This is a genomic window from Photobacterium nomapromontoriensis (assembly GCF_050336815.1).
In the GTDB taxonomy this organism is placed as follows: Bacteria; Pseudomonadota; Gammaproteobacteria; order Enterobacterales; family Vibrionaceae; genus Photobacterium; species Photobacterium nomapromontoriensis.
The window spans coordinates 67,304-80,799 of the sequence record NZ_JAKJSL010000020.1; the positions used below are offsets into that span (position 1 = coordinate 67,304).

9 protein-coding genes are annotated in these 13,496 nt (G+C 43.9%); 5 read left to right on the top strand and 4 right to left on the bottom strand.

Annotated elements, in window-relative coordinates:
• Positions 1-8: 8 nt before the first annotated feature.
• The 4 genes from L4D12_RS06405 to L4D12_RS06420 all read left to right on the top strand — a co-directional run bounded on the left by L4D12_RS06405 (position 9) and on the right by L4D12_RS06420 (position 4,107).
• Complete coding sequence (locus tag L4D12_RS06405) at positions 9-1,307, top strand: ABC transporter permease subunit (protein ID WP_428446993.1); 1,299 nt, start codon at positions 9-11, stop codon at positions 1,305-1,307.
• Positions 1,307-2,221 carry a sugar ABC transporter permease gene (locus tag L4D12_RS06410; protein ID WP_428446994.1) on the top strand — a complete coding sequence of 305 codons (915 nt, stop codon included), beginning with the start codon at positions 1,307-1,309 and terminating at the stop codon, positions 2,219-2,221. Before L4D12_RS06405 ends, L4D12_RS06410 begins: the two co-directional genes overlap by 1 nt.
• Positions 2,221-3,357, top strand: a complete 1,137-nt coding sequence (locus L4D12_RS06415) for an ABC transporter ATP-binding protein (protein ID WP_428446995.1) — start codon at positions 2,221-2,223, stop codon at positions 3,355-3,357. Before L4D12_RS06410 ends, L4D12_RS06415 begins: the two co-directional genes overlap by 1 nt.
• A 126-nt stretch (positions 3,358-3,483) precedes the next feature.
• A complete protein-coding gene (locus L4D12_RS06420) occupies positions 3,484-4,107 on the top strand; it encodes a hypothetical protein (RefSeq protein ID WP_428446996.1) in 624 nt (207 codons plus the stop codon).
• A gap of 87 nt (positions 4,108-4,194) precedes the next feature.
• On the opposite strand, the gene L4D12_RS06425 is transcribed toward L4D12_RS06420, so the two are convergent.
• From L4D12_RS06425 to potE, 4 genes are all read right to left on the bottom strand, one after another.
• Complete coding sequence (locus tag L4D12_RS06425; protein ID WP_428446997.1) at positions 4,195-5,274, bottom strand: permease; 1,080 nt, start codon at positions 5,272-5,274, stop codon at positions 4,195-4,197.
• A gap of 240 nt (positions 5,275-5,514) precedes the next feature.
• Entirely contained in the window at positions 5,515-5,703 is a 189-nt protein-coding gene (locus L4D12_RS06430) for a hypothetical protein (protein ID WP_428446998.1), read from the bottom strand.
• Between the two features lie 105 nt (positions 5,704-5,808).
• Entirely contained in the window at positions 5,809-8,106 is a 2,298-nt protein-coding gene (gene adiA / locus L4D12_RS06435; protein ID WP_428446999.1) for an arginine decarboxylase, read from the bottom strand.
• A 249-nt stretch (positions 8,107-8,355) separates the two neighbouring features.
• Entirely contained in the window at positions 8,356-9,684 is a 1,329-nt protein-coding gene (gene potE, locus L4D12_RS06440; RefSeq protein WP_428447000.1) for a putrescine-ornithine antiporter, read from the bottom strand.
• 1,240 nt (positions 9,685-10,924) lie between these two features.
• Between potE and L4D12_RS06445 the strand changes: the two genes are divergently transcribed.
• Positions 10,925-13,477 (top strand): YncE family protein, encoded by a 2,553-nt coding sequence (locus L4D12_RS06445; RefSeq protein WP_428447001.1) that lies wholly within the window; start codon positions 10,925-10,927, stop codon positions 13,475-13,477.
• The last annotated feature ends 19 nt before the right edge of the window (positions 13,478-13,496 follow it).

Sequence of the window (13,496 nt, forward strand, 5' to 3'; positions counted from 1 at the left end):
GTTATGACATGAGTCAACAGCTTGTTTTCTGGCTCTCTATGGCAATACCCGGCAGTGGTCATCTGCTACTGCGTCGGACTCGAGAGGCGATTTTTGGCCTCTCATTATTCGCTTTAGAGATCTTGGTGTACTTCCAATTTATCCTTCCTAATTTCCGTTTATTAGCCGTTGAGCAGCCTAATGGTAAAATCACCATCGGTGCTGAGCGCTTTGTGGATGACTCTTTCCTGATCATGGTGGGGTCAACCATTGGTGCTATGATGCTGTTGGTATTTTTGGCTTTGCACTATGCGTTTGCGCGTGATGCAAAAGATGTGAAACGCCAAATAGATGATGTCGGTTTTGCGATCACGTTTACCGAAAAAGTGCGTGGGCTTTCGCATGAGATCGTGCCGAATTTAATTACCGCACCTAAGTTTATTCTGTTGTTTATCTTCGCGTTGCTGCCGGCCATTGTGTCGATTGTCGTGGCATTCACCAACTATAAACGCCCCATCCTGCCTCCGGCATTTTTGATTGAGTGGAAAGGCTTCACGAACTTTGAACGTCTGTTTACCAATGAACGTACAGCGGCTGCCTTTCAGGAGACGCTGAGTTGGACCCTGACGTGGACATTTTGTGCGTCAGCACTCACTATCGTACTAGGTACGGTATTGGCGGTTGTGGCGAACAACAAACATATCAGAGGGAAAAAATTCTTCCGTACGGTGTACATCTTACCTTGGGCGGTGCCTGCCTTTTTAACCATCTTGGTTTTCCAGCTCTTCTTCTCAAAAGTGGGCGGAATGAACACCATGGTTATCCCTTTCTTCACCGGCAATGAATACGATGTCAGTACTGCGATTGGGTTTTTCCTTGACGCTGATTTAGCCAAGATCACCATTATCTTGATCCAAGCGTGGCTGGGCTTCCCTTATGTCTTTATTTTGGTAACCGGTGTCTTACAGACTATTCCAGACGATCTTTACGAAGCCAGTGCGATTGATGGCGGTAACGCGTGGACTAACTTCTTCGACATCACTTTGCCATTGATTTTGATCAGTGTTGCCCCGGTGTTTATTACCCAGTTCACCTTTAACTTTAATAACGTCACCATCGTTTACATGCTCGGTGAGGCAACGGTGCAGACGGTGGGGTCTATCTATAAACCACTGGATACCATTTCATCGCTCGGTTTTAGATTAATGATGGATGCCAAATATAACGAAGCTGCCGTGTATACCTTGATCACCAGTACCGTGGTGGGGGCTGTGGTGTTGTACTCATGGCTGAAAGCGGGTGCCTTTAAAAACGAGGAGGTGATGTAATGGATAAGGCCATCAATCTCAATCGCAGCACGAAAACGATGAAGTTTAACCGTCATATTCTGACCAAGAATATGGGGCTGATTTTTAGCTATGCATTTCTGATCTCAATGGCGGTTGTGATCATATACCCGATACTGGTCACACTGATGAGCGCGTTTAATGTGAGTAATTCACTCTATTCAACCTCATTCTTCCCAGAGAATTTTAGTCTGACCGAGAACTTTGTTCAGCTCTTTACCGATATCCCGTATTTAAGCTGGTATCGCAATACTTTTCTTGTGTCGTTGATCACCATGGTGCTATCGACGGTGATTGTTACGATTTCGGGGTTTGTGTATTCCCGTTACCGTTATAAATCACGGAAAAGTGCATTGATGTCGCTGTTGATTATCCAGATCATTCCATCGGGCAGTGGTTTGATAGCGCTGTATGCGATTGCCAGCTCTATCGGTATTTACAGCTCTGCCAACGCCACGCTGTATACGTATATCTTCATGATCCTGATCTATACCACAGGCGGGATCACCATGAATACGATTTTGATGAAGGGTTATTATGACTCGATCCCAAGAGCGTTAGATGAATCAGCTCAAATCGATGGCGCAACGCAAATGCAGATCTTTACTGAAATTCTGCTGCCGTTGGTGAAACCGATGATCATGGTAATTGCCATCTTCTGTTTCTTAGGACCGATTGGCGACATTATTATGCCGAAATTCCTTATTGCCAGCATGAGCTCAGAAGCCAAAACCCTTGCCGTGGGTCTGATGGGGCTAATTAATAATATCAAAGAGTCCAGTTATAACGTGTTTGCCGCAGGTGCGGTGTTGGCGGCCATTCCGCCCGTTGTAGTGTTCTATAAGTTTCAAGATTATATCGTAGGCGGTTTAACGTCTGGTGGAGTAAAAGGATAATGAGCAAGATTTCACTTAGAAACATTAAGAAAAAATACCCGAATTCAGATACCTATTCGGTCAGTGACTTCAATTTTGATATTGAAGAAGGTGAATTTATTGTTCTGGTTGGTCCATCAGGTTGTGGTAAATCGACCACGCTGCGAATGATTGCCGGATTGGAAGATATAACGGAAGGGGAGTTCATCATTGACGGTAACGTGGTCAATGACGTGAGTTCAAAAGATCGTGATATCGCGATGGTATTTCAAAGCTATGCACTTTATCCCCACATGTCGGTACGAGATAACATTGGCTATGGCTTAAAGCTGCGAAATTACCCTGCCAATGACATTAAAGATCACGTAAACAGTGTCTCAAAAGATCTGTTCTTAACTGAATACCTTGAGCGTAAGCCGAAAGAGCTTTCCGGTGGTCAGCGCCAGCGTGTTGCCCTCGGTCGTGCGATGGTGCGTACCCCAAAACTGTACTTGATGGATGAGCCACTCAGTAATCTCGATGCGAAGTTACGGACCACGACCCGTACTGAAATCTCCCGTATGCATCGTGATAAAGGGGCGATCACCATTTATGTGACCCATGATCAGGTCGAAGCGATGACGATGGCGGATCGCATTGTCTTGATGTCGATGGGGGAAGTGCAGCAAATTGGTACGCCGAAAGAGTTGTTTTCCAACCCTAAAAACTGTTTTGTGGCGACCTTTATGGGGATGCCATCGATGAACCTCATTGAAGGCTTGTACCAAGACGGTAAATTCAGTTGCGATGCGTTCACTATTGCTGTGAGCGAGGGCGATCAGTCCATCTTGAATGATGCAGGGTATAACGGTAAGCAAGTCTTCCTCGGCGCCCGCTCTAGTGCCATTCGTTCAGGCAAAAAATATCAAGAGGCATTCCCGGATTGCTGTTTTGAAACCACCGCGATGAATACGGAATACCTGGGTGACTGCGTTAATGTCTTCTTTGATGCCGCGCCGATGAACCTGTTTGTGGGCACGTTGGGCACAGGTGAACCGGATGTTGCGATTGATGAGAAAATCACCTTGGTTATCGACAATACCAAGCTGCACTTTTTTGATACCGAGACCGAAGCGTCCATTAAGTATCCATTCAACGCAGCTGCATTTCGTAAATAGTCACAATAAGAAATAGCGTAACACCGGCATCGCATTGGATCCTTTATTTCTGGGTGCAATGCGGTGCCAACGCTTTACGCCCTATCGTTGTCGCTGACGGTTGGGGGATAAGGAAGGAGTCAGACTTTGAATTTTCGTGGACAGCTTCAACGCATTCATGACTACATGCTTCATATTGCGGTTGCGATCGTGATTTTCATTGTGGGGTTTATCATTGCGTATAGTCATCTGCCTAAACCGCACTTTTCCTATGCAACGTTTACTGAGCAACAGCCTATATTTAGCCGCTGTGTGAATAATGATGAGCTCTTTGTTGCAGCGGAGCAGTTTGAAAAAACATATTCCACACGGCCATTAGCCTCTATCCAAACTGCGTTTAAAGCACTGCGTGATCAGATCCCAAGTGACTGCGGGGCATACCATGTCGAGAGTAGCTACGAGCAGCTTCAGGAAATGGCGCTACCTGTATTAGCAGAAGCGCAACGCTTCTATGGGAGTAAAGCGGTGAAGGCAGTGAATGCAGTGTATACCACTCCGTCACATTACAATGCGCTGCTTGAGCAGCCTCAGCCTTATCTCTTTTTTATCTCAGATGAAGCGCAAAACCGCATTGTGGCTATTAAGGTGTTACCGACAAAAGATGGCTTACAAATAACCCCGCAGTGGGGCTATGAAGAAAGCCAAGATCTTGCCTATACCCAAGGTGAAGTGCAAAAGCTATTACTCGTTTATAACGAAATTAAAAGCTAGTAGGTGGCCTCGACAGATAGTCAAAGGTCAAAAAGCCCCGTTGTGAACGGGGCTTTTTTTATTACAGAGATCGGCGAGGAGGCGGCCTCAGCCAAACAACACGGTATAAAGGTAACCAGCGCCAATTGCCATGCCTAATATTACGGCCAGAAACGCGGCAATCATCTGATTCTTGAAGATGGATTTAAGTAGGATCACTTCAGTCAAACTTGCCCCAGCGCTGCCGATGATCAGTGCCATGACTGAACCCAATGCCATCCCTTTTTGTACCAGCGCGGCACTCAATGGGATCACCGCTTCCGCACGAATGTACAGCGGGATACCAATGATGGCAGCGACAGGGATCGCATACCATTTTCCTTCACCTGCGTACTTGGCGATCAGATCTGTTGGGATAAAACCATAGATGAAAGAGCCAATGAAAATACCCAGCAACAGGTAAGGAAGTACTTGCTTAAAGTCTTTACAAGTTGCACGCCAGATACGTACCCAGCGACTGGTTTCTTTGATGGTTAATACTGCTTCACTGTGACTGTTCACGTCAACCGATACCGTCGAGCTACAGCATGATGTTGCCGCTGGCTCAGGCTTGGCCGGGGTACTACAGCATGAGGTGGCAACGGGCTCTACTTTCGGTGCACAGCAGCTGGTGGCGGGTGCGGGCTTACTGTCACTGCATGATGTACCACAGCTTGAGTTAGCTTCTGCCATTTCATACGCCTCAGGGCGAACATAGCGTTCAAAGCCTAATTTTTCCAGCACAAAGCCTGCCACGACAGACACTGCCATCGCGATCAAAAAGTAGAACAGCGCAACTTTCCAGCCAAAGGTCACTACAAACAAGCCAATGATCACCGGGTTAAGCAACGGGCTGGCAAATAAGAACACCATCATTGGGCCAAAGCCAGCACGTGCCCGCAGCAACCCCTTCAAAAATGGAATCGTCGAACAAGAGCAGAACGGGGTGATGGATCCCAACAGTGCTGCAACCATATAGCCTTTCCCCTTGCGGGAACTCAGGATGGATTGGATTTTCTCTGGGGTTAAGAATTCTTGCAATACACCTACCAGGTAGCTAACCACCAAAAAAAGCACGGTCAGTTCGGCGGCGAGAAACGCGAACATGTCAGCGGCTTCTTTGAACATGGTAATAATTTCAGGACTCATAATTGTTGCCTTAAAAATGGATTTCATTTCGATATATGTGGAAATATAAAGGTACCCTGACTTGTCGTCAATACCATATTTCCGGAATATTCGAAACTTAAGGGCGAGATTAAGAGTGAAAACAGGTATGTGGTTGATTCTTAGTCATTTGTGTTTTCTTCTGTTGGGTGATTTTTTGGGACTGAGCGTGAAGTGAGGAGAGGGAATCGCAGATAAAAAAAAGCTCCTTCAGCCTATGAGTCAGAAGGAGCGAGGAAAAGCTAAATGATCGGTTACAGGTAAGTTGCTACCGTTACCCTTCGTGGCATCTAGCATGCCGACAATATAAGACAGTGTTTTAGCAATACTTTGGCAGTTACGATCTACCCATTGATAATGTCGCTCTGATGAAACGTCACTGTCGATGGATAGGATTCCTTCAGATGTCATTGCCAGTCATCTGGAGAAAGGAATATATACCCAAGCGATCTCAAGCTTTTTAAGGTCGCTTGGGTATAGCCCCTTGCGGTATCGCAAGGGGCGAAGCATTAGCGGTTAAAGCGCTGCTGCTTTGATACATAGAACGTGGTATTTACCATCTTCGATCTCTGCACCTTCGGTTTCATGTTCGAAACCAGGGAATTCTTTATCCCATGCTTCTAGTGCTTTCAAGTACTGGATTTGAGGACTTGTTTCATCACCGAAGTTTTCACCACCCATTAGCATTGGGATGCCTGGTGGGTAAGGGATAACAGAGTTCGCTGCAACACGACCCTCTAGTTTATCCGATGGAACAAGCTCAACATCATCAGACACAACGAACTGGTAAGCAGTACGTGGTTTCACTTCCATAACTGGTAGGCTAGAGTATGCTTCGTTCAGTACTTGTGCTGGGTTGTGGCGTACTAGGTATTGGAACATACGGTCACCCAGGTCACGCAGGCCAAGACCTTTGTAAGTTTCAGGTGATGATGCTACAAGCTCAGGTAGTAGCGTTTCTAGGTCAGCGTTAGCATCGTAGTGGCGCTTGAATGACAACAAGGTGTTGATCAATGTGTCACGTTTACCTTTAGTAATACCCATTGAGAATAGGAACATTACTTGGAAGTCAGTAGTACGTGTTGGTACGATACCGAAGCGGCCTAGGTATGCAGTTACAAGTGCAGCTGGAACACCTGTTTCTAGGAATTGACCATTATCGTCAAGTCCAGGTGTTAGCAAGCTTACTTTGATTGGGTCAAGCATACACCAGTCGTTGTCGATTTCGTCAAAACCGTGCCACTTGTCACCAGGAGTCAGTTTCCAGTTCTGTTGGATAGTCATTAGAGACTCAACAGAAGCGTCTTCAAACTTCACTTTGTCACCGTTCATTTCAGTAACAGTTTCAGCGTTCCATGGTTTGAAGAACCAGTCATTTTCACTGGTGTAATCGTTAAATAGCTTACGCATATTTTGACGGAAGACAATCGCTTCGCGGTTAACTTCGTTAGTTAGCGATAGGCCACTTTCACCTTTCATCATGTTTGCTGCAACATCGTTAGATGCACAAATTGCATACAGTGGCGATGTTGAAGTGTGCATCATGTAAGCTTGGTTGAAACGGTCGAAGTTAATCGCGTTTTCACCGTTACGTACGTGGATGTACGAAGCTTGAGACAATGCATTCAAGAGCTTGTGAGTTGAGTGAGTTGCAAATACCGTTGGACCTTTGTGGTCTTTAGCATCGCCACGCATTGCGAAGTGACCCTTGTAGATAGGGTTAAAACGCGCGTAACCAAACCAAGCTTCATCCATGTGGATACGGCTTGAGCTCTCACCTAGTAGCGCTTCTGTTACTTCTGAGTGGTAGCAAAGACCATCGTAAGTACAGTTAGTTACTACGGCGTAGCCTGCTTTTTTCTCGTCTGCATTGAAAGGAATGCCAGCATTTTTCGCTTTAAGGGCAATGCCTTCTTTGCTCATCTGTACTTTGCTGATCGGACCGATGATACCGTAACAGTTACGGCTAGGTACCATGTAGATTGGACGAGCGCCAGTTAAGATCAGACCTTGTTCAATTGACTTGTGGCAGTTACGGTCACAAATTGCGATGTCGTCATCTTTCATACAAGCTTGCATGATAGTACGGTTTGAACCAGAGGTACCGACGATGCCAGAGTAAGACTCATGTGCGCCGAATACTTTCGCTGCTTCAACTTCGCTTTCTTTGAATGCGCCGCTATGGTCAAGTAGTGAACCTAGTGCAGCACGCTCGATACCCATATCGGTACGGAACAAGTTTTCGCCAAAGAATTCGAAGAACTGGTTACCAGCAGGGGTCTTAGTGAAACCGATACCACCTTGGTGACCTGGCGCTGACCATGAGTACTCATGGATGTCGTTGTAGTGCATCATCGCTTTCATGAACGGTGGTAGCACTTGTGAGCGGTAGCGCTTCATTGCAGCAACAATACGGCCAGCAACGAAATCTGCAGTGTCTTCTAGTACAGAGTAGCACTCGTCAACACGTTCCATAAGTTTACGGTTGGCAAGAATAGAAGTACGTGCACGTTCTGCTAGTAGGAAAACAGGCACTTCAGTCTGGCGCTCTTTAAGCGTATTAAGCAGGTCAACTTCTTCGTTAGAATTTAGGATTTGCTCTTCTGACTTATCAAGCGTTAGTACTAAGCTATCAAGTTGTGTTGCTAGAATAACAGCTTTAGCATCTTCATATGAATTTGCAGTTACGATTTCGATAGTACGATCAGTAAGTTCTGCAATCAGTGCTTGGGTAGTACGAGCAGCGTAGCTGCTAGAATCGATATTTTGCGGCTCTACAACCAGAGTGCGCATTTTGCTGAAGTTGTTGCTCATAATTATAATTACCTAATATGAATTTTTCTATTCAGCGTAACCGCTTTGGATGATCTATATATTTAATAGACCAAGCAGAGTTGTTAACGTTAATTTATGGTGAGTTATCGAGCTATTAATAGTGAAAACTCTTTTTATCATGTTAACTAAATGGCTGGTCTTAATAGAAGGATTAAAATTAAAACCAGTCATTTAATTAAGCTATATATTTTTCTATTACTATTTCTATTTGAAGTATATTTATGCGGATTACGCTTTTACTTCAGTTGCGGTATCAACGTCGCGAGCAGCGATGAAACCATAGAAAATATAACCAAACAGAGTCAGGATTGTGCCACCGAATACTGCGTTAGCGCCACAAGCATATACACCGTAGATGCTGTAGATAACCGCTAGCGTACCCACAACAGCGCCTAGGCGATATTGCTTTGGAGTAACCATATTCTTGCGAAGTAGTACTTCTAGACCTGTCATTGACAAGATGTAAGGTACCATGTTGATAAATACGGCTAGGTTTAGTAGCGCGTTGAACTGGCTGATCAAGTCAGGAGAGATAGTCATCACAGCAAGAATCAATTCAGCCACTAACATGATAAGCATACCGATGATTGGTGCGCCTGCTTTGTTAGTTTTCGCGAAGATTTTAGGGAATAGACCTTCATCTGCCGCAGCTTTAGATACTTGAGCGTTAGTGAACTGCCAACCTAGTAGTGAACCGATACAAGCAATAACCGCAGCCATTGTTACAACGTTACCTACAGTAGGGTTGAACATGTGGCTGAATACTAGGCCAAATGGTGCTGTTGAAGCAGCAAGTTCTGAGTTAGGAATAATACCTTGAATAACACCAGTCGAAGCAATGTAGATAACCGCTGCGAAACCTGTACCGAACAATACTGCTAGTGGTACGTTACGCTCTGGGTTTTCAACAGCATCTGAGTTAGCACCTGCTGATTCAATACCTAAGAATGCCCATAAAGTCAGTGCAATACCTGAAGATACAGAGTGCATTGTTGTGTCGTGGTGTGGGTTCCATGCGCTCATGAACGTTTGTGGATCAAACCACCACCAACCGATGATAGACAGACCAAGTACAGGAAGAATAATACCCCAAACAGTAAATGCTGAGATTTGACCTGTGATCTTAGGGCCACCAAAGTTAGCGACCATAGTTAGAATAAGTACTGCACAAACACCGAAGAAAGTGTGCACAGGTGTATCTAACCAAGGCATGAATGGTTTAATGTAACCAATTGCTGAAACGGCGATTGCTACACAACTAATTACTAAACATACGTAATAAGTGTAAGAAGAGATGAAGAAAGAGGATTTGCCGTGCGCTTCTTGTGCGTAAGCTGACATACCGCCTGAACGTTTACAGAAAGCACCACACTTTGCAAAGGTATACGCAATACACATTGCACCTAACGCAGTTACTACCCAAGATAACATTGAAATGGCACCAACTTGCGCTAAGCTGGCTGGTAACATAATGATACCTGAGCCCATCATATTAACTGCAACAAGGACGGTTAATCCAACCAATCCCATTTTTTTACTATTGGCATCTGAAGACATATTTTTACCCTTAATTCAGATGAGACGGAATAAATACGTACTATCTTTAAATGGTTTATTCCTGTCCGTGGAATACTGTATTAAAAGGGCGGTAATTTGATATTGGTGATAAACAAAAATAACGAATGTGCTCTTATAACAGAGATAACAAAGTAAATAATAACTCAGTTATACGTCCATTAATAAATATTCATTTATTATTGAAATGATATTTATTAAATCTTTTAGAGAAAGCATCTCTCAAATCGATGGATGTATTCTTAATTAAAAATGGAAATTTAAAAACCCTAAAAATGGAAACAAGCATTGCATGAATCGGTTTTAAAGCTTCAATGTAAATTGATATTCAAATTGTTATACAAAAAATATGGAGTAGGTTAAGCATGAAGAAAAATTGTGATCTGCATCATGCTTTAACGGGTAATCAATGAGTTAGCAGGGTTCTGATTCAAGCAGTGCAGCATCTTTCCACCCAATGGAACGTTTGCATCATGTAATAAGCGAAAAATGCTTATGCAGAATAAGTGAGAATTAATGTGCAAGTTTTTTTTGTAAAATGATGTGTATCAGGCGGTGGTGACAGGTTTTACCGGATAAAGAGCGTGCAAGGCGGTTGGATCGGTAATAATTTAATCCAGTCAGTATGTATTGGCAGGTTTTGAGGAGGAAGATAAGAATCGACATCCACTGAGATTGGGCATCATTAGTTACATTAATAAGGGCATCACGTGCTGTAGTGGCTATTGTTCACTCTGATCGCTCTCTCTTTTGCTGAAGGTAACACAATAATGCTGGCAAAATAGTACGTTTTGCAACCTGCCTTAAGAGGCATGGTACGATCAATAATAAATGAAGAGGTTCATAAGAGGTTGCAGTATCTCTTTAGATGCCCGCAAAAGCCCTACTGGTATGGGTTGCTTCCCCGTTTACTCTCGTTACTGGTTGAGATTATGAAAGCCCTATTAGAGATAGCTATTTATAGGTGTCGCGCGCTTAGTGCGATTTTGTTTATCTGTGTGAAATATGCTTGGTATCAATTTGTCATACGAAACCGATGTCTAGATTACATAAGTAATTGATTAAATTTAAAAAAATACATATCAGCTCAATCATCATATGTTCTGTGCATAGTAATGCGATCAATAAAGTGATCTTAAGCCAAGTAACAAGAGATAAATACCGCCTCTTTTAATATTGATGCTTAGAATGAATTGTCAATCCTTTTGAGGGGTATAAAGGTATGAAAAAAAACATATTATCATTAATTATTGGCTCAACATTATTATCAAGCAGTGCTCTTGCTACTGATCTTTCCTCAAGTACATTTTCAGAGACAGTGATCTCCATTCATCAAAAAATAGATAAGCGCATTGCTGAGCTAAGAGACTATGCCTCGGATGAAAGTAACGTCATTATTCAAGGTGAAAAACGCTTTATCAACGTTAATGGTATGCAGTACGAAATTAATAAAGATAACTACATCTTATTTGATTTCCCGATGCCGTTTACTGATGAAACCGCATTTCGCAACGTCTTTGATTTTATTGATAATGACTGGGAGTTGACCTGGTATGATTTAGGCATGGTAGCGGTTAATAAGGTATTTGGTAACTACGATTACGGGAATGGCTGTCTGATTGAGTACGGACCTGAAGGTAACGTGAGCTCACCAACGGGATTAACCCATCTGGCAATTGAAACCTCAAGCTGTGGACTAAAAGAGGGTGAGGCGCTGAAAGAAATTGCGTTCTTAGGCAAAGGTAGCAAACTTGACTATGCCACTTTTGGTTATGAACAGGAAGGTGACTTTGCTCCTGAAACGGTCGCAATGACCCGTGAGAAGGTCTATGTAGGTAACGTCCATGGCGGGTTCTCTAAGATTGAGCGCTTTGATCTGAAAAAGCAGCAAGCATTGCCCGCTATTACAGGTTTCACCTTAAATGGTGTCAATGAAACCTATCGTGTTGTGAGTGACGTGACCGAGCACAATGGTCGACTCTATGTCGCGTCTTTATCCTCTAACCGGGTCGATATTTATGACACGACAAATAACGATGAGATCATCATGTCTCTCGGTACCGGATCGTGGTCTGGTAACGGTTTTGATAAAACACTGACTCACCCATACAGCGTTGCGGCGAATGATAATTACATTTTTGTTGCTGATATTACCGGCAAGATCTCCGTTTATTCCCAAAGTGATGTAACACTGTCTAACCATAAGAAAGCCGTAAAACACGCCTTCTTAAGTCTGCCAGAGAGTAACAGTATTTACCGTAACGTGAAGATGGAAGTGGTGGGTAATGAGTTGGTGGTGAATTTTGATACCTCGCTAACTTATGTGTTTGATATTACCAGTATCGAGAAAGGCCAAGCCCTTATCGAGCCAAAAGACGTGTATACCAAAACACAGCGTCGTAATGTGTATGAAACCACTGGCGGGGATGTGTTTACGGGTAGTCGTGCAGGTCAAGTAGAGTTATTTCCAGCAGGCACGTTAGCGTTCACTGATACAGGGGTTGTGACACCATCTACTCAGCAGTTCAGCACTTATTATGATCCAGTATCGCAGCAAGAAGTCGCCTCGGTAGCATCGTTCGATTTGGCCGTAGAAAACGATATTCTTGCCATGTTGCAAGGTCGAACGGTACTTTTGGCTGACGTAGAAACCCTGCGTGTTCATCAATCGAACAATACCGTTGATCATAGTAATGACATAGACCTAACCGCATCAGACGTAACCCGAACACCACTGTTGTTTGATGGTGAAAGCTGGGAAAGCTTAACTCAGAATCATGAAATCCGAATTGATCGCCTGCTTTCCGGCCACCAAAGTACGGATAAGCTGGAAATCACTAGTTACGCTGCACAGCCTACTTACGATTTAACCGTAGAAGCTCGGATTGATAAGGAAGGCGCATGGGTTCAGTTGGGTTCAATTACTCAGTTGGATGCATTTTCATCATTTGAACTTGAGCACTCGTTGAAAGATAACGTTTACTACCCAACCATTGACGGTCAGCAGTCTGTTGCCATTAAAGGTTTAGCGGGTCTCAGTTATTTACCTGAGAACCTTATTGATATCCGCCTGACCTCAAAGACTGATAAGTTTGTCCAAAAAATCACGGATCTCAAGCCTAAGTGGCGACTTCGTTTTGGTACGTTCTCTGCAGGTAACTGGGCTAAGATCACCCCGGCTTACGCAAGAGAGTGGACTATCATGATGGCCAACTTCGCCTACGTGATGAACAGTCCTGAATTTGAGCATCTTTGGTTCAACTACAAAGACAGTATTGGGCAAGGTGTTAACGAGTTTTATGGTAATGCCGGACCGGTTGATGGCCCTGGTGGTAACTTTACCGCTGAGGATTACCAACGCGTTTATGATCAGTTTATGAATCGCGGTGTTATCAATTTAGGGATCTCGACTATTGGTGGTGGTTTAGGTGGCGGGTCAACGCTGGGCGTTGATACTTGGATTTACTATTCACATTACTACAATACGGGTGTTGGTATCATTGGTCATGAATTTGGTCACCACTGGGGTTCCCATAGCAGTAGTTTCTCTAATCAAAGCAATGGCTTACAGCCGATGACACACGATCTGCACCAGATGTTGATTCGCCGTCAATCTTTGCCTTATTTAGATGACGAAATTAACGCTTTTTACAAAACGCCAAGGGAAGAGATGTACAACACTGTCGATCATAATAAACGTCGTCCTCGTCCTGCGGATCACGTGAACTTGGTTGAACGTTACTTTGCTGAAAACCCAATGTCATTTGCGCACTAAGTTGCGACTAACCAAACAT

What these genes read in the sequence shown, in the direction of transcription:
- L4D12_RS06405 (WP_428446993.1), top strand. Translation starts at nt 9, where the DNA reads ATGAGTCAACAGCTTGTTTTCTGGCTCTCTATGGCAATACCCGGCAGT.
- L4D12_RS06410 (WP_428446994.1), top strand. Translation starts at nt 1,307, where the DNA reads ATGGATAAGGCCATCAATCTCAATCGCAGCACGAAAACGATGAAGTTT.
- L4D12_RS06415 (WP_428446995.1), top strand. Translation starts at nt 2,221, where the DNA reads ATGAGCAAGATTTCACTTAGAAACATTAAGAAAAAATACCCGAATTCA.
- L4D12_RS06425 (WP_428446997.1), bottom strand. Translation starts at nt 5,274, where the DNA reads ATGAGTCCTGAAATTATTACCATGTTCAAAGAAGCCGCTGACATGTTC.
- L4D12_RS06430 (WP_428446998.1), bottom strand. Translation starts at nt 5,703, where the DNA reads ATGACATCTGAAGGAATCCTATCCATCGACAGTGACGTTTCATCAGAG.
- adiA (WP_428446999.1), bottom strand. Translation starts at nt 8,106, where the DNA reads ATGAGCAACAACTTCAGCAAAATGCGCACTCTGGTTGTAGAGCCGCAA.
- potE (WP_428447000.1), bottom strand. Translation starts at nt 9,684, where the DNA reads ATGTCTTCAGATGCCAATAGTAAAAAAATGGGATTGGTTGGATTAACC.
- L4D12_RS06445 (WP_428447001.1), top strand. Translation starts at nt 10,925, where the DNA reads ATGAAAAAAAACATATTATCATTAATTATTGGCTCAACATTATTATCA.